A 24,109-nucleotide genomic window follows, 5' to 3' on the forward strand; every position below is an offset into this window, starting at 1 on the left:
CACAATATTTTATAGGTAATTCATGACTCAACAGCTTAGTTACAGCATTGGTAAACCCGGTATCCCTTGGACTCTCTTAGAAAAAGAACAATGGCTTGGGCAGCAAGTTATCAAGCGCAGCTACCATAACGAAGTTGTCGTGCACATTGACAGTTTGCGTGGTGATTTCAATGTTGAGCAATATGGTGTTCTCGAATACGCCAATGGTCCGTATCCGCTTTATGTTGTTTGCACTAAAGAATTTAGCCAACAAAAACCGACGATATTAGTGACCGGTGGTGTACACGGTTATGAAACAAGTGGTGTACAAGGTGCTCTGCGCTTCGCGTTACAACATGCGGTAAAATATCAAACTGATTTCAATCTAATTATTGCGCCATGTATCAGTCCTTGGGGATACGAAACGATTAATCGCTGGAATCCTATAGCGGTCGATCCTAATCGCTCCTTTATACCTAATACTTTATCACCGGAAGCGGCGCAAATTATGGCATACGTCAGTAGTTTAGGTACGCCAATTTATGCCCATATCGATTTGCATGAAACCACTGACACCGATAATAGTGAGTTTCGGCCAGCACTATCCGCTCGCGATGGTATCTTTCAGGAAAATTGGCAGATCCCAGATGGTTTTTATACGGTCGGAGATACGAACAATCCCCAGGAAGCATTTCAACGAGCTGTGATCGAAAGTGTTGAGAAGGTTACCCATATTGCTTTGCCAGATGACACAGGCAAGTTAATTGGTTCACCCATGATGCAACATGGTGTTATTAATTATGCGTTAAAAGATTTGGGTTTATGTGCAGGATTTACTAATGCGACCTATACCACGACCACTGAGGTTTATCCTGACAGCGCTAATGCAACGCCCGAAGAGTGTATATTAGCCCAAGTCGCAGCAGTGACTGGAGCATTAGCGTATTTACAACAACATAAGCCATAATTTTCAACGTTATTAATTACCGTGAATACTACTGCGTTAGCAAGGATAAAACGAACAACGTATGTTGTTCGTTTTATACTGATAGGATTAGGCTAAAAAGCGAGGAATTTGTGTTAACAGCATCAAATATAAAGGTTGAAAGTTGCCCCAAGTAACCCGTTAAGAGCCATTCACGGATTGAAATAAAACACTTATTGTTTAATCAGGTCCAATCGAGTGGGAGCAATCACAATTGAATGATTATTGTCCAGCGCATCTTTGTTAATATCACGCCTTGCTGGACGGCTTTGGCTGTCATAACCTAATAGCCCAATAAGATGATTTACCCTTAGTCTGGTATTAATAGCTAATTTAGGCAGTGATGAGCTTATTTGTGCACAATAAGTTGGTTTTTTACCGATATATTTGTTAAACAATGAGGTTTAACGGACTAAATTCCTGTATATTTCGCCATCGTTTTTTAAACCAATCACGCAAATTCAACATTCAGACGTTACGCTTACCAATATAACGTCATGGCAACTATTTACACAGATAGCATGTAAACAAGTTGCGTCTATGTTTTTGTCTGCCGAAAGAGAAATTAGCATGAACTTTTCATCATTAGATTTAGCGCCAGAGTTACAACAAGCAATCGATGCTTGTGGCTACAAGAAAATGACCCCAATTCAACAGCAAGCCATTGTGGTTGCGCGTCGTGGTCGTGATGTTTTAGCCAGCGCCCAAACAGGTACCGGTAAAACTGCCGCATTTGCAGTGCCTATTTTGCAGCAAATGTTAGCTAAGCCAAAAGCGACCGTACCGGGCACTCCTCGCGTACTTATTTTAACACCCACCAGAGAGCTCGCGGAACAACTTGCGACTAACATTGCAAGCTACGCGCAATTTACCGAGATTTCAGTGTTGGCACTTTATGGTGGCGTGAAGCTAGGGGGACAAGCCAGTAAACTTAAAGCCGGTGTGGATATTGTTATTTCTACTCCTGGGCGTTTACTTGAGCACATGATGCTAAAAAATGTTGAATTAGCGAAGGTAGAATTTGTAGTACTTGATGAAGCAGACCGCATGCTGGACATGGGGTTCATTGCTGATGTCCGTCAAATGCTTGCTCAGATCACTTCGGCGCACCAGACGCTATTATTTTCAGCGACTATTTCTCCAACAGTGAATGAGCTAGCTCATAAGCTGCTTAAAAATCATCAAGAAATTCGTGCCACTCAGTTAAACAGCGCGGCTGATACAGTTCAACATGTAATGTACCCTGTGGCAGAAGAAGACAAAACGCGTCTATTCAAAACTTTGCTAGCCGAGCAAAATTGGTACCAGGTACTTGTTTTTACCAGTACTAAAGAGCAAGCCGATAAACTTATGGCCGCTTTGAAAACCAGTAAAATTGATGCGGCTGTTTGTCATGCAGATAAAAGCCAAGGTGCTCGTCGCCGTGCTATCGCTGATTTTAAATCCGCGAAACTTCAGGTCTTAATTGCTACTGAAGTCGCTGCCCGTGGTCTCGATATTCAGGGCCTTGATCATGTCGTAAACTACAACTTACCTTACCTGCCAGAAGACTATGTGCATCGTATTGGCCGCACCGGGCGAGCGGGACAGCAAGGTAATGCTATCTCGTTTGTTAGTCGGGAAGAGGAGCGCACCGTAGAGCGTATCGAACGTTTAATTAACAGTAAGATTAAACGTATTTCACGCCCTGATTTTGCGGTAAGTAATCGTGAGTCGTTGTTAAAAACAGTGCGTAAACACAGTAAAAATAGCCGGACCAATAAGGTCTCGCAAACTGTTATACGCATGGATAAAACCCCAGGCGCTAAAGTCAAGCCAAAGGCAAAGCCAAAAGCGAAACGCCCAAGTAAATAGGCGGTTTGTTAGGTCGTTAACGATGGGCTAACAAATAAAAATACTGAATAAATTTATAAAGCGAGCCTAAAGATTTAAGCTCGCTTTTTTAATGGCTGTGTTTTTTAGTTAGCTGCACTATAAAAGGTTATTCAACGGTAAAATACTTGATGTTCCATCGCCCTTACGTATTAATGATTATTATTAGTCATCATCTTTACTGACAGTCGAAGCGAGATAATCTGGCTTTTTTTCACGACCACGAAAGCCTGAAATAATACACGCCATAACAACGCAACCGAAGGATATATTCAGAGCAACTAAGACGGTTTGTAGCAACGCCGGGTATTGCTCAGGCACAATTTGCGCATCACCTATGTAATGATGTACCAATAGATTCACTAGGCTCATACCAACTAAATTTCCTATTGTTCTGGCTAGATTAAGTGAAGCTGAGGCCACTCCAAGTTCACTGCTATGTACTGCTCCCATTATGGCGTTGTTGTTCGGGGTCGAAAATAAACCAAAGCCAATGCCTATAAGTAATAGCGAGCTACCGATATACCAAGCTTGAGTGTCGATATCCATTCTGCTTAAAATAAAGAACCCACATGCAACGATACAGCAACCTGTAGTGGCGAGCAGGCGAGGCTGCACTTTATCGGATAAGCGACCCGACAACGGCGCCAGAAATGCCATAGCCAATGCCTGAAGTAATATTATTTGTCCTGATTCCGATGGGCTGAATCCCTTTACATATTGTAAATATAAACTGAGTAGAAAGGTGAGCGGGTAGTTGCTGGCATACATTAATAACGACGTGATGAGCGACATCGAAAAAACACGGCTTTCTTTAAACATTTGAACGCGTATAAGGGGATGATCTCGCTTAGACTGGTGCACAACAAATAGCACCATGGCAATAACCGCAATACTCAATAGTACAACACCTATCATTGAAGGCAATTGACTCAAACCAAACACTAAGCAAGTAGCTGCGACGATAAAAATACCAGAACCGCGCCAATCAAATTTTACTTTGCGTTCGTTTTTCCATTCGCCGTGCATTTGTAATTTGATTAACACAAGCAGCATGATTACCAATGGTACTTGGAACAAAAACACCGAGCGCCAGCCCCATAACTCCGTTAACCAACCTCCTACTGCAGGCGCAACAGTTAAGCCAATATAAACACACGCAGCTGCAATACCGAGAGCGAAACCACGTTTCTCAGCGGGCGTAACGGAGGTCAGTATCGCCACTCCCGTACCAAAAATCATAGCCGCTGCCGCGCCCTGCATAAAACGCCAAAACAGCAACCATTCTATATTGTACGCCAGAGCGCACATGGTAGAAGACAGTATATTAAGCACTAACCCATAGCTATAAATACGCTTGCGGCCGTAGTTATCGGCGAGTTTTCCAAATGGCAGCATAAGCGCCACGTTAGCGAGTAAGAATATAGTGGGTAGCCAACTGACCATTTTTGCGTTGGCGTGTAATTCTGCAGCGAGATCAGGAATGGCAATATTGACCGATGCCATGCCCAAAGGACCAATAAATGACCCCGCGCATACAACAATAAGTGCAACAGTGGTTAAGGGAAGTTTTGAAAATGAAGCAAATAAAGAAGCCATACACGCCGAAAGTGACTAGAAGAGGGGACATGATACCCACTGGCGTCTTGAGTTTCACTGAAGAAATTTAGATTAATCGGCATTTAGCAAACCTCAATGAAGTTTACTCACAAAAAACTGCTGGCGGGTTATTCGCTATGGAAAAAGACAAAGTATTTAACATTGTCTCAATAACATCATGATCAAAAAAGCCTTTTGCTATTAGCTTAGAAATCGGGCTCGCAGGTAAACTCAAGCCACTGTTGTGTGACGGGATGAAACAAACCTAAATATTGGGCATGTAAATGCAGACGACGGTCGCGATTACCATATAAGTCGTCACCCACTATCGGCATATTTAAGCCTCGCTCATGGGCACAATGCACGCGCAATTGATGGGTTCGACCGGTCTTGGGATGTAAGTAGACTTTAGTTCGTTGCAGGTGTTGTTGCCTTTCAATCACTTGCCAGGTGGTATGGGCTGGCTTACCTGTTTTATCACAAACACACTGACGTGGCCGATCGTAAAAATCTCCCGCTAAGGGAAGGGTGATGACGCCCTGGTCCCCCTCTATTAAACCCTCAATCAGGGCCACATAACGTTTGCTTACTTGGCGACTGATAAATTGTTTCTGCAATACTTTATGCGATGCTCCGGTTAGTGCAATGACCATGAGCCCTGAGGTCGACATGTCTAACCGGTGGACGATCAATGAACCGGTAGCATGGGGGAACAGGTCTCTTATGCGACTAAATACAGAATCAGTTATATGCTTGCCGGGCACTGATAACAGTTGCGCAGGTTTATTAATGATAAGCATCTCATTGTCTTGATATATGATATCAATTTTTTCTTTGCCGCCGACATTCTTGAGCAGAAGGTTTTCATCCACTGTAAGGCCTTGTAGCATGTGCTCGAGTATGGGTTGGCATTTCCCAATACAGGCAGGGTAGAACTGTTTATGACGACGAACTTGTGACTTTGGTGATGCACCCCACCAAAATTCAGCCATCGCTATTGGCGTTAAGTCATGTTTGAAAGCGTAATGTAGTAACTTAGGTGCCGCACATTCTCCGGCACCAGCGGGCGGGGTTCGCATAACTGTTTCGCTAAATATTGCCGCCAAGGACTTGTTTATCCCTTGTGCGTTTAAGAACTGGTATTGCTCAAAAATACGTTGCTGCAACGTGGCTGATAAGGTTTTTCGTTGCTTTTTTAGCGCCTGAATACGGACTTCGAATATGATCAATACGTGTTTGGCGTCATTAACTTCACGGGTTAAATCTGTTTTTAGCTGGGTATATTTAAGCTTATCTTCGATGCTTTGCTTAGCCAGCTTTTCATACAAAGCTAATACCTTATCAGAATCAGAATCACTGGTTACTGAATCCCGTTGCATTTTTCGATTTGCCCGATTAGCAATTACGTTGTTGCGCTGTTTTTCAATTTCAGCATCACAAAATGTTTTCAGTTTAAAAAAGCTGTTTTTCTCTTCAATATATTCGTCGCTGCAAAGTAAATGGTTCAAATCTGTTGTGACCTGATTGATAACTTTCTGTTGGGCATGAAAAAAACTGTCCTGGGCGAGAAGATCGAATACTGGCGGTACAAACATAGGTAGATGATTTTGCTCGGCTAACTTACCTGAAAAGGCACACAAATATCCTAATTGACCATTGCTATTTCTAACCAATAACACACCAAACATTTTGCCAATGATTAGCGTGGGATCGTCATTTAGTCCAAAGTTGTGGTACCACTCACTTTGTGTCAATAAATGCTGCTGAAGTTCTTGGGCGGCTAATACACATAAGGGATGAGGCTGATAATAAAATGGAAAGGTGAATTTGTCTGGCATACTGTGCGCTGATACGTCAGATGTGAATGTGATAAAGCAGGGCGCGTTAGTAGAGGTCATTGGCAAATATGTCGTTGGTTCTAAATAGGGTTAAGTCAATTGGCGGCACAATGTTGTCAGCTTTGAAGCGACGAGCCTAAAAGCATGAGCAGTGATTAATGAAACATCGTCAGTGTAAAAAGGGCCAAATATAAGCGGCGTATTCTATCATATTCAGCAGAATTGACCCGCTTTACCCACTGCATATTTATCTGCGAGCATAGCTAAAACAAGTATGTTATAAATTGAAGTTCAAGACTGAGCATGCAACAAAGCTCTATAATAAAAATAATACACAGGGTACTACTATGAATATATTTGAAACTGCGTGTCTATTGGGCGGTAGATTGTTACTTGGCTTGTATTTTATCTTGCCTGGGTTGCAAAAAATCGTCAGTTTCGACGCCATGAGCCAATACATGGCACAGCACAATGTTCCTGTTGTCACACCTCTGCTAGTACTGACGATCGTTTTACAATTGTCCGCTGGCCTAGCCATTATTGTTGGTTTTAAAGGGCGTATCGCGGCGTTTATCTTGGCCGGTCTGACTTTGGTCATAAGCGTATTTATGCATAATTTCTGGAATTTACCTGAAGGTGGGAACGTGGCTCACGAAACGCAAAACTTTGTTAAAAATATGGCTATTATGGCGGGTTTATTGATTCTATCTGCTCGAGGAACAGGCCCGTTCAGTTTAGATAACCGGACTAAATAGAGTCGTCATTATCCAGTCGTGTCCTGCGCTAGTGGGGAGCATGATTGGTAATCCAGCATATCCACTTTCGTCCGGTCTAAGTCATAGCCCGTGCGATTAATTTTTGTCGCCTAGCAGCCGCTTCGATTGGTGTTATTCTTGGCACGCCTGCAGAGGAGCAGGAATAACATCAGACACCCTGAATACGCAGCGGCTCGTCAATATTCTCGTGAGTGATTATTTTTCTAATCAATAAACCATTGTGCATAAAAAGTATGCACAATGTGGCTAGCGAGTGCTATTTAAAGTTGATAATAACCAGTGTAGCGATTAATCATAGTTATATTTAGTTTTCTAATCATTTTGAAATTCCCTTCTAAACATATTTATAAAAATTAAAGAAATAAAATTTTATTTTATATTCAAAAGTTACAAGTCACTAAAAGTAATATAAGGGTACGTTTAAGATGGTTATTATTTGAAATTCTACAGATTATTAACTATTTTTAAACTAGCCGCACGTTAGTGCATACGGTATTAAAGCTAAATTTTTTCATATTCGAATAAAGGATTATTTATGAAAAGTGTGCCAACTAAGTTACGTCTCGACCGTACAATTCATTTTTCTTTCATTACGCTTTCTTTATATTTAGCGGTGCCTCAGTTTTGTAACGCAGCACAAAGTACTTCTGATGATGACGAACTTATTGATTTCTATCAAGTAGAGCTTGAGAAGCAACGTACGATGCTGCTAGAACAAGGGCAACAAATAGCCGAATTAAAGCGAATGGTTAATGCGTTATCCGAAAATCGGCAAGTTCAGGCGACTCAACAGCGTGTTAAAAAAGCAGGTAAGCCGGTTAATGCGAGTAAAGTGGTGGTGGCTAACAATATTTCGCGAAAAGTCGCGAAAGAAACGAGCCTATCAAGGACTGATAATAAACCTGTAGGTCAAGCCCCGCCAAAAAACGCCAATGCAATTGACGTTAATGCGATACCTAAATTAAATGACAATGTCAGTGGGGTATTAACGGGAAAGGGCTCACTGGTGTTAGAAACATCAATCGGGTATTCGTATACGGATAATAATCGGGTTTTTCTCGATGCGTTTTCATTTATTCCAGCACTTGTTGTGGGACTAATCGATTTACGCGAAATTAAGCGCCACAGTTTTATTGGCAGTGTTTCTGCAAGGTATGGCATAACCGAACGGTGGGAACTGGATGTAAAACTTCCTTATATTGCGCGTAACGACAGTCAGCGTTCGCGACCTGTCAGTATTGGTGTCAGCGAAGATGAAATATTCAATGCTAGCGGACACGGAATGGGCGATATCGAATTGTCTACGCGATATCAATTGAATGCTCCGACCGATGGCGGCCCAATTTATGTAGCTAACTTAGTGGCAACTATACCCACCGGCACTAGCCCATTTGAGGTTGAATTTGTGCAATCAACTCCCGGGGCGGTTTTCCCAACTGAGCTGCCAACAGGTTCGGGATACGTTAGCATTCAGCCTAGCCTAACGGCTATATACGCTACAGACCCAGGCGTCTTTTTTGGTAATGTCAGTTATGGCTACAATATGGACACCGATGAAAATGTAGGTAATGTGGACCTAGGTGACAGTGCAGGGGTAAGTTTTGGTTTAGGTGTATCGCTAAATGAACGTACCTCCATGAGCCTAAGTTATTCTCATAAACACGTTTTAAAATCCAAAATAAACAATATGAAGATTGATGGAAGTCAGCTTGATATTGGCCAACTAATTATCGGCTATTCTTTTCGCTACTCAGAGCTGACTAATTTAAGTCTTTCTTTAGCCATAGGTGTGACGGACGATGCGCAAGACACTCGTTTGAACTTTAGAGTCCCAGTAACGTTTTAAGAGCGCTATTCATATTAAATGTTGCTGAAAATTAATAGTTAGGCCGTATTTTAAAGCGGATTTTATTGTTTTATTGAGAGTAATTCTTAGGGGGTTCCTTAGTCCGCTTATATCAAAATGTAATCGCACCTAAAACCTCAACGTTGATGTCATCTAGAAACGTATCTTTGAACAACAGCCAGTTAGTATTCGAAAAATGGCGATTACTGGTGAGTACGCGCATTAAAAAAGGTGCTATACAGCTCATTGTGGGCAAAGGCCTGCTGCGCTTGCTGTAAATTTTTGATGGTAATATCGATATTGGTAATGGCTGAAAGAGTCTGATTATCGAGTGTATTTTGCAATACTGAATTCAGGCTGTCGTTCGGTATCACTGAGCTTAACCTAAAATCATCTTTATTTAAAAAGCTGATGTCTTGGGGGGATTGGAAGTAAGAATGTGACGTTAACTCGCCGTTTCTGAAAATATTTTTTTGAAAATTTATATCTACCACAACGCCATTACTCAATACAAAACCTCCGCGCAGGGTCGATAGTGTGGCATCTGGCACAGGTAACCAAAATGATTGTCCTGACTCAGGCAACGTATTTGTGTTGGCATTACTCGTGACACTGACTAACGGACCGCAAATGAAGAAAAGCATAAATTTTGCGAAAAATGATAATAAATAAAGTTTCATAAGCAATCCCTAATCCTAAAAATCCATGCTAGAAGGCTGTAAAACGTTCAATAACCCTAAGCTGGCATGATCAATGGCTAAACCCAAATTAGCGCGTACTTGGTGATCAGATTTTTGATCATGCTTGTAATGATTGACCGCAATCTCTTTACGATCTTGGATAACAAATACAATACGTTGTCCCCACATGTCCTCGAATTTGTCTTTTCTCACCGACTTTAAGCCGATGGCGGGATCGCCAACCAACACTTCTTTGTCGGTACTGCCCTTTATAATCACAAAGTGCATATATCCATTATTGTTGATAATCGTGATTGCAGGGATTTGTGCGCTAGACAGTTGCTCTAAACTAATGTTGAAACCGTTCGCTTGATAACCGCGGCGCGACAAATACCGTTTCATGTCAAGCAAAGAGAAACCTTGATGTTTAATTTTTGCTTTATTACCGTGTTCAAACATATCTTTGAATACGCTAAGTTCATTGACTACGTCGTCATAGTGAAATGATAGTAGGCTTGCCAGAGTCGCTGAGCCGCAACTGAAATCGTATTTTTGCTTATAGATTGTTTTAAAACGTTGTTCGGCAATACTCGATACTTTTACCGTAAATTGTCCATTGAAATCAACGAAACCGCCTAATACTGAAGGGGTTGTTAACAACATCGCTAAACATAAATAAAGTCTCATAAATGCACACCTATTCATCCGTTAATTTGGGGTAATGGTGACGGTGATTATCGTTGAATCCTGAATAATGACGTTGTTACCAGTATTTTGGATAATTGAGAAAACGCCGGCGGCTTCGTTAAACGAGCCCTGATCTATCGTATTATTTCCAGTAATGCTATTAGACGTATAGTTGTCGGTTAATATCGCCTCTAAATGTGAGTTGTTGGTCACATCAAGTACGCCACCCATGCCTCTTTCTTGTTCTAAATCGTCAAGCAGAACGGGGGGGAATTTATCGGCAATTGATTGTGTATAACCATTGAATGAAACAAGTGTGGATAAGGCAACTAGAGTTAAGATGCTGATGTTGCAATATATTGTTTTCATAGCCTGAGTCCTTTTCAGTGGTTGCTGACGTCACCGTCAGCAACTTTTTCCTTAAAATGAAACCTACATAGAAAAGTTTATTGCGGATTTACATTTACATTTCCCTGGAATGATACTTGTTGTTGGGCTAAGGCATTATGCCCAAGGTTTTGCACGTTTTGGTTTATGCCAGCTGTACCGTTAAAGGTGTCGGACATACTATTGTTGCTAGCAATAGTCGACTGATTGTCGAAACTATAAGTAACATAATTGCCGGTGACAGCACCCGTTAAGTTTGACTCATTAACACTATAGGTTGTGGTTGCCACACCGCCGTTGTTAGCCGAAGATGTTCCCCAGCCTTCAGACCAAGCGTAACTGCTATCGCTATTATCACTGTTGTCAGAGTTGTCGCTGTTATCAGAATTGTCGCTATTATCGACGCTAGCTGTGCTTCCGCCGTTTGCTGATGCGCCACCTTCAGCTGCGCTTGCGTAACTATTGTCGCTGTTATCGCTATTATCGCTGCTGTCACTGTTGTCTACACTAGCAGTACTTCCGCCATTTGCTGATGCGCCACCTTCAGCTGCGTTAGCATAACTATTATTAGAACTATCACTGTTATCGCTATTGTCCGAGTTGTCCGAGTTATCGCTATTATCGACATTTGCAGTGCTTGCGCCGTTAGCAGATGCACCGTTTGTGGCCGAATTCGCATAGCTATTATCTGCATTATCTGAGTTATCACTGTTGTCACTGTTATCGCTATTGTCAGAGTTATCAGAATTATCACTATTATCAGTACTTGCTGTGCTGCCACCATTAGCTGAAGCTGCGCCCATTGCATTCGCGCTGGCCATACTGTTGTCACTGCTATCACTGTTATCTACTGTCGCAGTGCTGGCTCCATTCGCGGCTGCTGAGCCCATTGCACTGGCATTTGCCATGCTGTTATCTGAGCGATCTGAGCTCGCTGTACTTCCACCATTTGCTGCCGCATCTGATGCAGAGGCATAGCTATTATCACTATTATTACTGTTATCTGAATTGTCGCTGCTGTCTGAATTGTCGCTGCTGTCTGAATTATCAGAGCGATCACTCATTGCCATACTACCGTTGTTGGCAGTCGCTTCGGTACCAGTGGCGGCGCTATTATCGCTGCTGTCAGAACTCGAACTGTCGCTATTGTCTGAGTTGTCTGAATTATCAGAACGGTCGGTCATAGCCGTGCTGCCATTATTAGCAGCGCTATCAGTGGCTGAAGCGTAGCTACCATCGCTATTATCGCTGTTGTCAGAGTTATCAGAATTGTCGCTGTTGTCTGAGTTATCCGAATTATCACTGTTGTCAGTGGCAGCCATGCTTCCGTTATTTGCGGCTACCTCAGAGCCTGATGCAGAACTGCCATCACTGTTATCGCTGCTGTCTGAATTATCGCTGTTATCTGAGTCGTCGCTATTATCCGAATTATCACTGTTGTCAGTGGCAGCCATACTGCCATTGTTTGCCGCTACCTCAGAGCCTGATGCAGAACTGCCATCACTGTTATCGCTGCTGTTTGAATTATCGCTGTTATCTGAGTCGTCGCTATTATCAGAATTATCACTGTTATCAGTGGCAGCCATGCTTCCGTTATTTGCTGCTACTTTTGAACCTGATGCAGAACTGCCATCGCTGTTGTCAGACGAATCAGTGCTGTTATCCGTATTGGCGGATGAATTTTCGTTTGCTGCTGCTGAAGAATCGCCAGTGCTATCTGCACTTGCTGTGGCGGTTTGAGAATCCGCCACTTCATTCGCTGTGTTAGTTGGGTTTGCCCATACGCTGGTTGCCGAACCCAGTATGATCGCCATGCTAGCGGCTAATAAACTTTTATTAAATGTTTTCATCTTTTATGCTCCATTAAAAAACGATTTGTTACCATTCAGCAAAATCAACCTGAAAATAGCAACGCATTAATATATTAAAATATAACCAGAGAAAGAACGCGTCATTGCGTGTCTAAACTCACGCAACAACTGTAGTTAATGGCTAACTCAAAATTCCATCAATAAATAATTAAATTGTCATCAAAAAATTAAATTATTAATATTTCGTACGTGTTAGAAATAAAGCATTGAGTAATTTTCAACTCATTTAAAATCAGTTTATTATGAATAGATGATTCGGAGTTTAGAATTGTATGGCGAGTAGTTTATTAACCTCTTCCGTTGTTTCAATAAGAAATTAAATTATTAATGTTTGAATTAAATGGGTGCAGTAATAAATAATACTGTCTGTTTATTTTACAAAGAAAGTATTTTTATGATCAGTACCGATGAGGGATTTTATTTAAGTTGCCGTATTTGTTAGGTTTATTAAATTTGGTTTGTTTATTGCTTTGTTTGAATTAACGATATCGGTTATCAAAAGTATCGATTATTAAATTTGCAACGTAAGTTAATCAGAAAATTGTGTTTACAAGGGATTCTGTTTTCTTCTTCCAAATATTTGCTGTTTTGTGTGTGGAGTCCGTCTGATTATGATTAGTAAAGGATCTTATTATGACGTATGCACAAACGCAGCAGGGTATGCTGGTGCTCTCAAATGACAACTTTCTAGTGGGGTTACTCACTGGTTTTAGTGTCGCCAACAGTTTTTCTTTTCATTCTTTGCCCGTAACTAACCCCTTAACTGTCGACAGCGTTAAACCCGTTTGTCGCGTGGTACTAATAGATTTACGCAATCTTACACCTATATTAATGCGTTCTCATTTCGCAATCCTACAGCAAGTTAATGCCCAACACGGTGTACCGGTTTGCGCTATTTACAATCAAAATGACTCAGATTTTCATCCCTGTTTATCCTGGGTTAGCTATTTTAATGATGTTGATTTAATTGCTCAGCTCGACCGTTACTTAACCGACCTCATCACTCGCTCGGCTGATATGTTTAATGAAAGACGTAGTCAAGAGCGTCGACGTGCAATTGACAGACGTGGCATAGCAGCCATAGTCAGTGCTACGGTAAATATAAATGATAATCCAAATACGAACAGCAAGCGCTCAAACGAAGAGCTTGAGCGCTTTTCGCTTGGTCCATTCCGAGTGAATAAAAATAGCCGATCAGTTTGTTATAATAATCGTGATTTAGCGTTAACGGCCAAAGAATTTACGTTGTTTATGTTATTGGCGGAGGTACATAATCAGGTGTGTAGCACTGAAAAAATAATCGGAAAATTATGGCCGAATACACGCAGAGCAAATAAGTCAGACCTATATCAATATATGCATTTACTGCGCAAAAAAGTCGAAGAGGATCCAGATATACCAAAATGGATACTTACCGTTAAGGGGGTGGGGTATCGTCTTAATACCAGATAATTTTTATTTTAGCTGGTATACCATTTGAAGATTAAAGGAGCAGCCGTTAGGCAAAAGTTTATCGTTTGTTAGGGGGGTATGCTGCTCTAGATTAAAGTAGGTCTGTTAACGCTTTAGCACTCGCGCATAAATGGTTTTTAAAGGCGTGGACTGTTGGACTTAAAAGCCGTCTTTCAGCGCAAACTAAATTCAACGGGAATGGTTGGCCTTGCCAACCATCGATATCTATTTCAACTAACCGGCCATGTATTAAATCCATAACGATATCCAAACGGGATTTACGTGCGATCCCTTTACCTGAGATCGCCCATCTACGAGTAATGTCGCCATCTTTGCACTGGCGATTACCTTGTACATCGACGGTGATGCTTTTGTCACTCTTGCGAAAAGACCACCGCGTATCAAGTGTGTCATTGTGACCATGACACAGACAATTATGGTCGGTTAATTCTTCTAGGCTTTTTGGCATGCCGTAATCGCTAATGTAAGCGGGTGATGCACACAATACGGGTGAATTATTAGCTGCAATAGGTATAGCAATCAGGGCAGAATCTTTAGGTTGACCATAACGAAGGGCCAAGTCTACCGGCTGACTGTAAAGATCCGCCTGAGAGTCAGATAATTGCAAGCGCACCGCCAATTTTGGATGCAACATCATAAATTCATCAAGCCATGGTACCAGCAAGTTCCGCCCTAAATCCGATGGCGCTGACAATTGAATCACGCCGCTCAACTCATGATCTTCTTTATGTATTTCAGTGGTAGCGTTGTCCAAAATAGCCAGCGCGTCTTTGCAGTGCTGCAAAAATTGTTGACCTTTTTGGGTCAAACGAATACTTCGTGTTGAACGTATAAATAAAAGTACGCCTAAGTCTGCTTCAAGCCGTTTTAAGGAGGCGCTGACTACTGCGGGCGATAAATCCATTTTTCTGGCGCAGGCCGATAAACTGCCTTGTTGTGCGATCTCACAAAATAGTCGTAAGTCCTGCAGGTTTTTCATTGGATAAATATCACTTTCAAAAAATTTTTGAAAGTGTTTCATGACTACCCTTGTTTTTCAATAAAAGTGATTTTGATATTATGCAGTCATGAATATTGAATGCGGTAAATAACGGCACTGGCCTAACACCGCGTATGAAATTAAGCCAATAAATAAGGAATGATAATGAACCTCGTTGATGTAGTACAAACACGTTACTCAGTAAAAGAATTTGATGCTTCAAAAAAGATTTCTGACACTGATTTTACCCAAATTAAAGCGCTGCTTCGCTTTAGTCCATCTAGCGTTAACTTGCAGCCTTGGCATTTTGTTATCAGCGATAATGATGAAGGAAAAAAACGCATCAGCAGGGGTACGCAAGGCTTTTTTATTTTTAATGAAGCCAAAGTGTTGAATGCATCTCATGTCATCGTGGTATGTGCAAGAACAAGTGCTGACGAAGCATTTCTGACCCATTTATTAGACAAAGAAGATAAAGATGGCCGTTTTGCTCAAAAACAATTTAGGGAAGGTCAACATATGGGGAGAAAAGTTTTTGCCGACATCCATCACTATGATGTAAAAGACTTTCAACATTGGATGGAAAAACAGGTCTACCTAAATATGGGGACATTATTGTTAGGGGCCGCTGCGATGGGGATTGATGCTGTCCCTATGGAAGGAATTGATGCAAAAGCCATAGATGAAGAATTTGGGTTACGTGATAAAGGCTACACGGCGCTGGCTATTGTGTCTTTAGGCTATCGAAAAGAGACAGATTTTAACGCTTCTTTACCAAAGTCACGCTTACCTGAAAGCGAAATTATTGAATTGGTTTAACCCTGTAGATCTACCGAAAAAAACTATCTATTCCACACAATTGATGATGTTTTCAGTTACAGCAGGATTTGAATGTTAGATCACGGCAACGACGATAGTATTCATTGATGACCAGTGTAAATGCACAAAGGACCAACCAAGTTGGCCCTTTCTATTTTGCGTAAGTTGGCGAGATTAACCCTTATTAGGGTTTAGAATATACTTGCCACCTGTCGTTTTAGCATTGTATTTGATGATGGTTTCAGGCGTTAATGCTTCTTCGAATGTTAGTTCTTCTGTTGATTCGATAGCAAAGGTGGTATTAATTTCATCCGCCACACGTTTGTGCAATTCTGCTATTTTCGAGGCGTTTAGTTTGCCAAGGAAGCGCATTAATAACCAACCGCCGACACTCCAAGTCATACCAAATGCACGATTTAGAATAGTCGGTGAGAAATCGAGGCCGCCATAGATATATACTTGTTTGTTCTCAAGAGAACCATAAGTATTAAAGCCTGTAGCATCTTTACTGCCTACGGCTTCCATTGCCGTTAGAATATCGCTTGCCAACTCGCCACCGCCGATAGCGTCAAATGCTAGCGTGGCGCCCGTAGCAGCAATGGCTTGGTACAAATCTTTCTTAAAGGTTTCGCTTGATGAATTCACCACGTATTTTGCACCTAGCTTTGTTAGCTGGTCGACCTGTTCTTGTTTGCGTACAATATTAACTAACTGTACACCTTCCTCAATGCATATTTTATTCAACATAACACCTAAACTAGATGCCGCAGCAGTGTGAACAAGTGCTGTGTGGCCTTCCATACGCATGGTTTCAACCATACCTAATGCAGTGAGGGGATTAACAAAGGATGAAGCCGCTGCATGAGCCGTTGTATCGTCATGATGAACAATACACGCCTGTACTGGAACACAGCAATATTGGCTATAGCAGGCGCCTGTTAATACCGCTACAGTTTTGCCAATAAGTGCTTGAGCCTGTTCACTATCACCCGCAGCGATAACAACTCCCGCACCCTCATTACCAATTGGCAATGTCTGGTCTAGGCGAGATTTAATCCGCGGCAACATACCTTTATGAACGGGCGCGGTTAATGTTGTTTTATCGTCACTTAATTTTGCTTTAGACAGATCAGCTGGACCAAACATCGGCCACATATCAGATGGATTGATGGGTGATGCTTCCATTTGAACAACAATTTCGTGTGCTTTGGGTTTTGGTACATCGACTTCGTGTAATTTGATTGTCAGCTCACCATCAGATGAAATTTGGGTAAACAGCTGTTTTGATTTGTTCATATACTGTAGTCCTGTCAGGTTGCTCTTTGAGCCCGATGTTGTGCTATCGGGCAGCAAAGATGGTTTTTATTAATATATTAAAAAATTACCATGGGGACGTAGGGCTTGCGAGTCAATAGAAATGTTACATGATCATCACTGGTATAAATTAATAGCGTCTGGCTATTTGATAGATGTCATCACTGTTATTCTCTTGGACTTAACCGCAGAATCGAAATGTTTAGTGCATAACTCTACGAGATTAGGTATAGGCTCATTAATACATTCAATTCCAACCCAAGCGTTTCGCCCGCTATTTTTCGCTTGATAAAGGCAGTTATCTGCCAGTGCAATCAATGTCTGCCAGTCTGTTGATTGTTCATGTTGCAATAACGTGGGGTAACAGACATATCCAATAGAGCAGGTGTGTAAAGAGGTGATACCGTCGGTTAATGTAAAGGGGGTTGCGCTGACTTCATCAAGCAAACGTTGAGCTAACAACGGTGCATCGGATCGGTCTATAAAACGTGCTACACCAACGAACTCTTCACCGCCCCAGCGGACTACATAGTCTGATTGTCTAAACACCAGCGCTAAGCGTTGAGTGAGTTGTTTGAGAACTTCATCACCTGCGCTGTGGCCGTGTTTGTCGTTGACGTGTTTAAAATGATCCATGTCGATCATGTAAATAACAACATCGGCGTGATGAGGGGACGGGGACTTGCCATTTCGCCAGTCATTATAGACTCTCTGGCTCTTCTCTAAGTCTGATTCAATATGATTTTCTAGGAAACGTCGGTTATGTATCCCTGTTAATTTGTCAGTTAAACTAATGGCTTCCATTTCTTGGTAGGCAGCTTGAAGCTCTACGTTTTTTTGATTTAATTCTTGAGTGCGCAAAGCGACTTCTTCACTTAGGCGCTTATTCAGACGTCGCTGAGAGAAGCGACCATAAAGAAGCGTTAACATAATGACCGCTATTATTATGGATGCTAACCATACGGTTCGGTTCCATTGTGCTTGTTCAAGGGTAGCTTGGTTTAATGCTTTTTCTTTTTCAAGTAACCTAATTTGCTGCGCTCTGCGCACGAATTCTGTTTGAGACTGAAGGGTAGCAATCGTTTCAATTCGAGTTGTGTTAAGTAACTCGTCGTCGAGTGTTTTTTGCTTCAACAGTGCATTGAATGCCTGTTTAAATTCGTCTTTTTTCAAGTAAACGTTAACTCTAAGTGCTTCGAATAATGCTTCATCATGTGGCTCATTATTGTTTTTTGCTTGTTCTGAGCCCGCATTTATATGCGTTAATGCTAAGTTCGCATCCTCTGCAAGTATAGCTAATTCAGCGGAAGCCCGATAAGCGTCCACCAATAAACTTTTATAGTCCTGCTCTTTAGCCCTCAGGATAACCCCGTTTAATATTTCCCGAGCATTTAGATAATGTCCTTCTTTCATTTCAAGGGTGGCCATTGAGGTGAGTGCCCAGTCGGTGTCACGAGGAGCCTCTATTTCTGTGAATAAACTCAAGGCTTCCGTTAGGTGCTCCCGTGCTTTTTTGTAGTCGCCGAGTATCGTCAATTGGTAGCCAATTTTATTATGACTGTAGGCAATGTATTTTTTGCCGCCGGATTGAATATCGATTTTTAACGCATCTTGAAAATAAGTGAGTGCGAGCTGATCATCACCCATTACCCGGCGCAGATCGGCAAGATTATATAAGTCACTTGCGATACCGTCTTTGTCATTTAATTGGTTATGCAGCTCCAATGCGCTTTGATGGGCTTGGGCTGCACCTTCATAAACACCCATTTTTTCAAGCACTAAGCCAATACTGTTATAGGTCGAAGCGACAGCAGGCGTATTGTCTTGTTGCTGACTAATCTGCATAGCCAGATAGATGTATTCTAATGCTTGAGGATAATTCGATTGGTAACGGTAGGTTAGTCCCAATTGCCGATAAGACTTCGCTAAACCTGTTTGATCATCCTGAGCCTGGTATAAATTAATAGCTTCGTTTAGTTGCTCCAATGCTGGCTCATAAAGATTACGTTCCATGGCATTTCTGGCTTGTTCATAATAGGCATCGGCCAATGAAGAGGTACTGTTTTCGTGGATGGCAAGTTGGTGAAATTGATTGGTTAAGGTTTCCGCGTGAGTCATTTCTCCGCGCTTGCGGGCTTGCTCAATTTGTTCTTTCAGTAATTCACTTTCAGAGTGCAAGGCCGTTTTATCCGATTGCGCCGACAAACTTGTATGCAGAGATAATGCGCACATTAATAACGCACAGGGTTTTGCCAAACGTATGCGTACAGCCAAAGGGGTGCTCCATTGATAACCAAAATGAACTATATCGTTAACCTTGTCAGAATTGCACGACTAAAATTTTGTTATGATTGATATAAAACGGTGTTAGTCAATTAACGCCAATCTCATTTTCGTCTCCCACGTTCTTAGATTGATCAAATAATCACAACTTTACGCTTAGTAACAATAAACTCAGGTATTTCTCATTTTTGTCAGCAATACTAATTCTATATCAAAATAATAAGCGCGCTTTGTACGGGTAATCTCGGTGTTATTATTGCCATAAGGGAAAATTATGCAGATTAAACTGAAAACGTTATATACAGAAAACAAATCATTTATATTATTCATTTTCTTGATGTGTGTGTTTAGAAGCGCAGTGGCGGATTGGAACGAAGTGCCAACAGGCTCAATGCAGCCAACTATTGTTGAAGGTGACCGAATATTAGTAAATAAGTTGGCGTACGATGTTCAAACGCCTTTTAGCAATCACTCTTTGTATAAATTAGCGGACCCACTTCATGGTGATATTATTATTTTCGACTCTGAGGCGTCAGATAAAAGATTAGTCAAACGGGTGGTGGGTGTACCGGGTGACACAATCTCCTTGATTGACAACACGCTTTACATAAACGACCAGCAACTAGATTATGTTGATGACATCAACAGCGGGCGTTTTACTGAGAAAACCGAAGATTTACTGGGTGTACAACATCGTATCCGTATTGCGAATCGTGGGTCAGCGTTATCGAGCTTCACGGCGGTGACTATACCTGCCGGTTATTATCTAGCGATGGGGGACAACCGTGACAACAGTGCCGACTCTCGGGTGATTGGACTCATACCTCGGCATGAAATCATCGGTCGCGCCAAACAGGTTGTAGTGTCTTTAAATTACGATAAATATTATTTACCGCGTTCTGAGCGATTCTTACATACCTTGTAGCATGTAAGACAAAACATAAACCGTTAAGTTTGAGCCAAGTTAGTTGTGGGTTGGCTCAATTAACGAATCGAAAGACTTATACTGCTTTGGCAGTCTAATACTGTTTCTCAATGTTAGAAAACCACCTCATGCTGTCCGTAACATTCTTGTGCCTATAAAACCCTTGATGACCGCCTGCGAACGCTTGCTATTTATGGATAATACACCTGTTTTGACTGCCAATATCGTCAATACATTTGCTTGAGGCCGAAGGTTAAAATGTTAAGTCCATAATACGGAAAACCGAAATGCTGACGATAATCTTATGCAAGGCATAGGTTTTTCAGTATTGTAGATGCACGATTGACATAATACTTAGTCAGCAACACTTAATCTTTGACATTACCGCCATTGCTGTTGCCTAGATAAGTTCTCGGGGTAATACAATTTCTACACATAAGCCACCATCATCTGGACTACTTATGCGTAGCTCACCTTTATGTTTATCAATGGCTTTAACGGCAATACTCAGACCTAGACCAAATCCACTGGTGTGCATTTTATTTCCGGCTCGGTAAAACGGTTGCAGAAGTTTTGACATCTCTTGTTCATCTACTCCAGGCCCATGGTCACGCACAGTAACAATCACGCTATGTTCCCTGGCAGACGTACTGATTTCGACCAGTCCACCATCGTCAGAATATTTACATGCGTTACCTATTATGTTGTCAAAGGCTTGCAACAACGCTTCCGGGTAACCCGAAATTTCAACTTTATCGTCAGGGGAAAAATTCACCGCTATCGTAGGGTAATTGACCGCCATATTATCAATTGCTTGCTGGCACAATGCATTGATATCACTGTTTTCTATGCTTGGGCTACTTTGTTCGAGCTTTGAATAATCGAGGATTTGTTGTATGAGTTGATCAATACGCAGGCAATCATTGTGAATTTGCTTGACGTGACGACTGTCTGGGGTTTTCTGTTCAATCAACGCAGCTGAAACCTGTAATCGTGCTAATGGGGCGCGTAGTTCATGTGATACATCGTGTAAAAGCTGTTGCTGGGCACTGGCGGCGGCGTGGGTTTTATTCACCATAAAGTCAATGTCGAGTGCTAAATCCCCTAGCTCGTCACCTCTAGCGAGTAGTTTTCTCGGCAATGAGACCACTTCCTGTTGATTCGCATAACGGCGACTAAATGCGCCTAAATAGTTGAGCGGCAGAATAATGCTCCAACTTAACAGTGCGCTGACTAGGGCGGATGCGATAAAAATAAAACCAAACTGTAAAGACTGAAAGCGATATAAAACCTGTTTGTATATTCTTGGTGCCTGAGGTTTTCTGATTTGTACTTGATAGTTTCGATTGGAAGGACCTGACACGCGCTGCTCAGCGCGATCTTCAAGTTTAATTTTGTTTAATCTATGTTTGTAGATTATTTTGCCGCCGTCATCTTTAATAATCATTGGGATGAGGTGCCCATCGCGGTTATTTTTGTTGCTGATCCAGTTTTTTAATTTGGATTTTTGAAAAGTCGGCGTAGCTAGTTCGTGTTCATAACGCCAAACAATACGCTCAGCTTGGCTAATTACGTCATTGAAAAATCGTTTGTTATATTCATCGGACGAAAAGTTATTTACTAACACAAAGCCAGTTGCAATCATAACCAGTATACTTGCTAGCCAGAATGCAATGAATATGCGCCAAAATAAACGTTTCACGCCAAAAGTGTGTTTTACCGTGCTCCAAAAGCCTGTTAGCGTCACTGAAACTAGCCTTTTTCTTGCTGTAATTGTGGCTCGGTCAGCATTTGGTAACCCACGCCTCGAACTGATTTAATCACATCATGTATGTTTGCGGCTGCTAGTTTTTGCCTTATGCGGCTAACATGTACATCCATTGCCCGGTCATAGGCTTCTAGTGGACGATTCAAGACTTCTTGTGTCATATCTTGTTTACTAATGGTTTGTCCGGCTCGCTCCATTAATAAGCTCAATGCGTTAAATTCTGCACCTGTTAGAGGTAACGCTACATTGTTCACTAACGCTGTTCGAGCGCCACTGTCTAGCAAGATGCCATGTAATTGGGCATGCACTATATGGTTAGTGTTTCCTTGTTGGGTGCGACGAATGATAGCCCTTATACGAGCACCTAATTCCCTAGGATTACAAGGTTTGGCTAAGTAATCATCTGCGCCCATTTCTAAGCCCACAATTCTATCAATATCATCACCACGGCCGGTTAGCATCAGAATAGGTATTTGTTGTTTGGCTCGCACAGTGCGCAGTACATCTAATCCCGACATACCAGGCATCATAATATCGAGCACTACGGTATCGAATTCATCGCTTTCCAGTAATCGCGCAACTGCAGCATCGCCGCTATTGAGTGTTTCCACTGCAAAACCGTCTTCTTGTAAAAACTCGCTTAGTAGGGCGCATAATGTAGCGTCATCATCGACTAGCAATATTTTGTATTTATCATTTTCCATGGGACTGAGTCTAACCGCTTTGTTATAAGGTCTAACTAACTTTACTGAACTTTACACTAGCTTAACCCTACTTATCGAACCCTTTGTGCATACTTAGCTCCGTTGATGAAACAAATTACATTTACCCCGTCATTCACGTGAATGACACAAACCAAGTAGGAATATTATTATGAAAAAATTAATAGCAGGAGTTTTATTAAGCGCATGTATCGCAGGTAGCGCATTAGCTGGTGGCCAACATTCAGATGATCACAAAGGTCAGGGCTTCTTCCCTATACACAAGATGGTTAAGGTACTTGATCTTAGCGATGAGCAAGCAAGCCAACTTAAAGCGCTAAAAACCGAAATGAAAGCCAATCGACCTGAAAAGGGTAGCGGCACATCAATGAAAGCTCAATTAGCTCAGCTTGATTCAAGTGATGCAAATTATGAACAAAAGCTAAACGAATTGGCTGACTTACGTGCCGAGCGGGCCAAAACACAGTTTTTAAAAGCCGCTGACATGCGTATGAAGATCAATCAAATTTTAACGCCTGAACAACTTGAGAAGTTCAACGCAATGAAGGAAAAACGCAGTAAACGTCACAATAAAGCATAGTTGCTTTATCTGGTAGAACCCCGTGAGCAGATATGCTCTATACTGCAAATGTAACGTTAAAAAGCTGTGTATCAATTAAATGGTACGCAGCTTTTTTTGTTATCGTTTTGACGTGTCATGATTGACTATGTAACCACTTGATTGCGTCTGGGATATTATTGAAAACAGCTACATTTTGCGCAGATTTCGCTGGAATTCGTATATCATCTATTTTCACTAAAGCGTTTATCTTGGATACCATCGCTTTAGCAACCATATTTTGTGTGTTCAGCCAAATGTTATATCTATTGAGTTCGGTATAGGCTTCGGGCGTAAAGCCTTCCACTGCTAAGTTACTGACCACGATTGAAAAGGGGGCGCCATGAAAGGTCTCTATTGTGGCGATTATATTTTTCGTCAATGCTTGTGTGCCGTACTCATTAAAGCAACCACTGAGTTCTAGGATGATGATATTCCCCTCTACCGAGATTGAATAATTACCATGCTCAAGACTCATATTATCTCCCGTTTATTCCCCGACCTGTAGACTAAAACGGAGAACTCATTAATTACGTTAATTATATAGCACAACTATATGCTCACTGTTCGCGATCGCTGTAATCAAAAACCAATGTAAGGCGAGGGAAGTTTTATCGACATAAGCTCTATATCATCTCTATGTGCGCTTTGAAAATACCCTTTATGAATGATAAATAGTGATTTATGACGTAGCTTACGGTTACCCGA

The 24,109-nt window shown here is 41.6% G+C and carries 20 protein-coding genes; 8 read left to right on the forward strand and 12 right to left on the reverse strand.

The window, feature by feature from the left end:
- The first annotated feature begins 22 nt into the window (after positions 1 to 22).
- Both GQR89_RS09245 and GQR89_RS09250 read left to right on the forward strand, forming a co-directional pair.
- Positions 23 to 946 (forward strand): M14 family metallocarboxypeptidase, encoded by a 924-nt coding sequence (locus GQR89_RS09245; RefSeq protein WP_158769780.1) that lies wholly within the window; start codon positions 23 to 25, stop codon positions 944 to 946.
- Between the two features lie 588 nt (positions 947 to 1,534).
- The gene (locus GQR89_RS09250; RefSeq protein ID WP_158769781.1) at positions 1,535 to 2,818 is read left to right on the forward strand and encodes a DEAD/DEAH box helicase; all 1,284 of its coding nucleotides are present in this window, start codon (positions 1,535 to 1,537) and stop codon (positions 2,816 to 2,818) included.
- 183 nt (positions 2,819 to 3,001) lie between these two features.
- Here GQR89_RS09250 and GQR89_RS09255 read toward each other — a convergent pair whose 3' ends face one another.
- Together GQR89_RS09255 and GQR89_RS09260 are read right to left on the reverse strand one after the other, a co-directional pair.
- Positions 3,002 to 4,435: an MFS transporter gene (locus GQR89_RS09255; protein ID WP_158769782.1), complete on the reverse strand. Its 1,434-nt coding sequence runs from the start codon at positions 4,433 to 4,435 to the stop codon at positions 3,002 to 3,004.
- Between the two features lie 206 nt (positions 4,436 to 4,641).
- A complete protein-coding gene (locus GQR89_RS09260) occupies positions 4,642 to 6,333 on the reverse strand; it encodes an RluA family pseudouridine synthase (RefSeq protein WP_158769783.1) in 1,692 nt (563 codons plus the stop codon).
- A gap of 287 nt (positions 6,334 to 6,620) precedes the next feature.
- On the opposite strand from GQR89_RS09260, the gene GQR89_RS09265 reads away from it, so the two are divergent.
- Together GQR89_RS09265 and GQR89_RS09270 are read left to right on the forward strand one after the other, a co-directional pair.
- Entirely contained in the window at positions 6,621 to 7,028 is a 408-nt protein-coding gene (locus GQR89_RS09265) for a DoxX family protein (RefSeq protein ID WP_158769784.1), read from the forward strand.
- A 556-nt stretch (positions 7,029 to 7,584) separates the two neighbouring features.
- Entirely contained in the window at positions 7,585 to 8,895 is a 1,311-nt protein-coding gene (locus GQR89_RS09270) for a transporter (protein WP_158769785.1), read from the forward strand.
- Between the two features lie 203 nt (positions 8,896 to 9,098).
- Here GQR89_RS09270 and GQR89_RS09275 read toward each other — a convergent pair whose 3' ends face one another.
- From GQR89_RS09275 to GQR89_RS09290, 4 genes are all read right to left on the reverse strand, one after another.
- Complete coding sequence (locus tag GQR89_RS09275) at positions 9,099 to 9,575, reverse strand: hypothetical protein (RefSeq protein WP_233269130.1); 477 nt, start codon at positions 9,573 to 9,575, stop codon at positions 9,099 to 9,101.
- 15 nt (positions 9,576 to 9,590) lie between these two features.
- Positions 9,591 to 10,262: a C39 family peptidase gene (locus GQR89_RS09280; protein ID WP_158769786.1), complete on the reverse strand. Its 672-nt coding sequence runs from the start codon at positions 10,260 to 10,262 to the stop codon at positions 9,591 to 9,593.
- Between the two features lie 21 nt (positions 10,263 to 10,283).
- Positions 10,284 to 10,631, reverse strand: a complete 348-nt coding sequence (locus tag GQR89_RS09285; protein ID WP_158769787.1) for a hypothetical protein — start codon at positions 10,629 to 10,631, stop codon at positions 10,284 to 10,286.
- A 77-nt stretch (positions 10,632 to 10,708) separates the two neighbouring features.
- Positions 10,709 to 12,499, reverse strand: coding sequence for a dentin sialophosphoprotein (locus GQR89_RS09290; RefSeq protein WP_158769788.1), 1,791 nt, complete (start codon positions 12,497 to 12,499; stop codon positions 10,709 to 10,711).
- A gap of 654 nt (positions 12,500 to 13,153) precedes the next feature.
- On the opposite strand from GQR89_RS09290, the gene GQR89_RS09295 reads away from it, so the two are divergent.
- On the forward strand, positions 13,154 to 13,972 hold the full coding sequence (locus GQR89_RS09295; protein WP_158769789.1) for a winged helix-turn-helix domain-containing protein: 819 nt from the start codon (positions 13,154 to 13,156) through the stop codon (positions 13,970 to 13,972).
- A 91-nt stretch (positions 13,973 to 14,063) separates the two neighbouring features.
- Here the strand turns inward: GQR89_RS09295 and GQR89_RS09300 are convergent, their stop codons facing one another.
- Positions 14,064 to 14,972: a LysR family transcriptional regulator gene (locus tag GQR89_RS09300; protein WP_158772208.1), complete on the reverse strand. Its 909-nt coding sequence runs from the start codon at positions 14,970 to 14,972 to the stop codon at positions 14,064 to 14,066.
- 162 nt (positions 14,973 to 15,134) lie between these two features.
- Between GQR89_RS09300 and nfsB the strand changes: the two genes are divergently transcribed.
- Positions 15,135 to 15,791 (forward strand): oxygen-insensitive NAD(P)H nitroreductase, encoded by a 657-nt coding sequence (nfsB, locus tag GQR89_RS09305; RefSeq protein ID WP_199271427.1) that lies wholly within the window; start codon positions 15,135 to 15,137, stop codon positions 15,789 to 15,791.
- 174 nt (positions 15,792 to 15,965) lie between these two features.
- On the opposite strand, the gene GQR89_RS09310 is transcribed toward nfsB, so the two are convergent.
- Together GQR89_RS09310 and GQR89_RS09315 are read right to left on the reverse strand one after the other, a co-directional pair.
- A complete protein-coding gene (locus tag GQR89_RS09310) occupies positions 15,966 to 17,087 on the reverse strand; it encodes a zinc-binding dehydrogenase (RefSeq protein WP_158769791.1) in 1,122 nt (373 codons plus the stop codon).
- Between the two features lie 162 nt (positions 17,088 to 17,249).
- Positions 17,250 to 19,379, reverse strand: a complete 2,130-nt coding sequence (locus GQR89_RS09315; protein WP_233269131.1) for a tetratricopeptide repeat-containing diguanylate cyclase — start codon at positions 19,377 to 19,379, stop codon at positions 17,250 to 17,252.
- A gap of 283 nt (positions 19,380 to 19,662) precedes the next feature.
- Here GQR89_RS09315 and lepB point away from each other — a divergent pair, with 283 nt between their 5' ends.
- Entirely contained in the window at positions 19,663 to 20,313 is a 651-nt protein-coding gene (lepB, locus tag GQR89_RS09320; protein ID WP_158769792.1) for a signal peptidase I, read from the forward strand.
- Positions 20,314 to 20,713: 400 nt separating this feature from the next.
- Here lepB and GQR89_RS09325 read toward each other — a convergent pair whose 3' ends face one another.
- Together GQR89_RS09325 and GQR89_RS09330 are read right to left on the reverse strand one after the other, a co-directional pair.
- Entirely contained in the window at positions 20,714 to 22,060 is a 1,347-nt protein-coding gene (locus tag GQR89_RS09325) for a HAMP domain-containing sensor histidine kinase (RefSeq protein WP_233269132.1), read from the reverse strand.
- A 5-nt stretch (positions 22,061 to 22,065) separates the two neighbouring features.
- Positions 22,066 to 22,785: a response regulator transcription factor gene (locus GQR89_RS09330; RefSeq protein ID WP_158769793.1), complete on the reverse strand. Its 720-nt coding sequence runs from the start codon at positions 22,783 to 22,785 to the stop codon at positions 22,066 to 22,068.
- Positions 22,786 to 22,954: 169 nt separating this feature from the next.
- Between GQR89_RS09330 and GQR89_RS09335 the strand changes: the two genes are divergently transcribed.
- Positions 22,955 to 23,383 carry a Spy/CpxP family protein refolding chaperone gene (locus tag GQR89_RS09335; RefSeq protein ID WP_158769794.1) on the forward strand — a complete coding sequence of 143 codons (429 nt, stop codon included), beginning with the start codon at positions 22,955 to 22,957 and terminating at the stop codon, positions 23,381 to 23,383.
- 115 nt (positions 23,384 to 23,498) lie between these two features.
- Here GQR89_RS09335 and GQR89_RS09340 read toward each other — a convergent pair whose 3' ends face one another.
- On the reverse strand, positions 23,499 to 23,879 hold the full coding sequence (locus GQR89_RS09340) for a hypothetical protein (RefSeq protein ID WP_158769795.1): 381 nt from the start codon (positions 23,877 to 23,879) through the stop codon (positions 23,499 to 23,501).
- Between the last annotated feature and the right edge of the window lie 230 nt (positions 23,880 to 24,109).

The sequence above is a fragment of the Paraglaciecola sp. L1A13 genome (assembly GCF_009796745.1).
Lineage (GTDB): Bacteria > Pseudomonadota > Gammaproteobacteria > Enterobacterales > Alteromonadaceae > Paraglaciecola.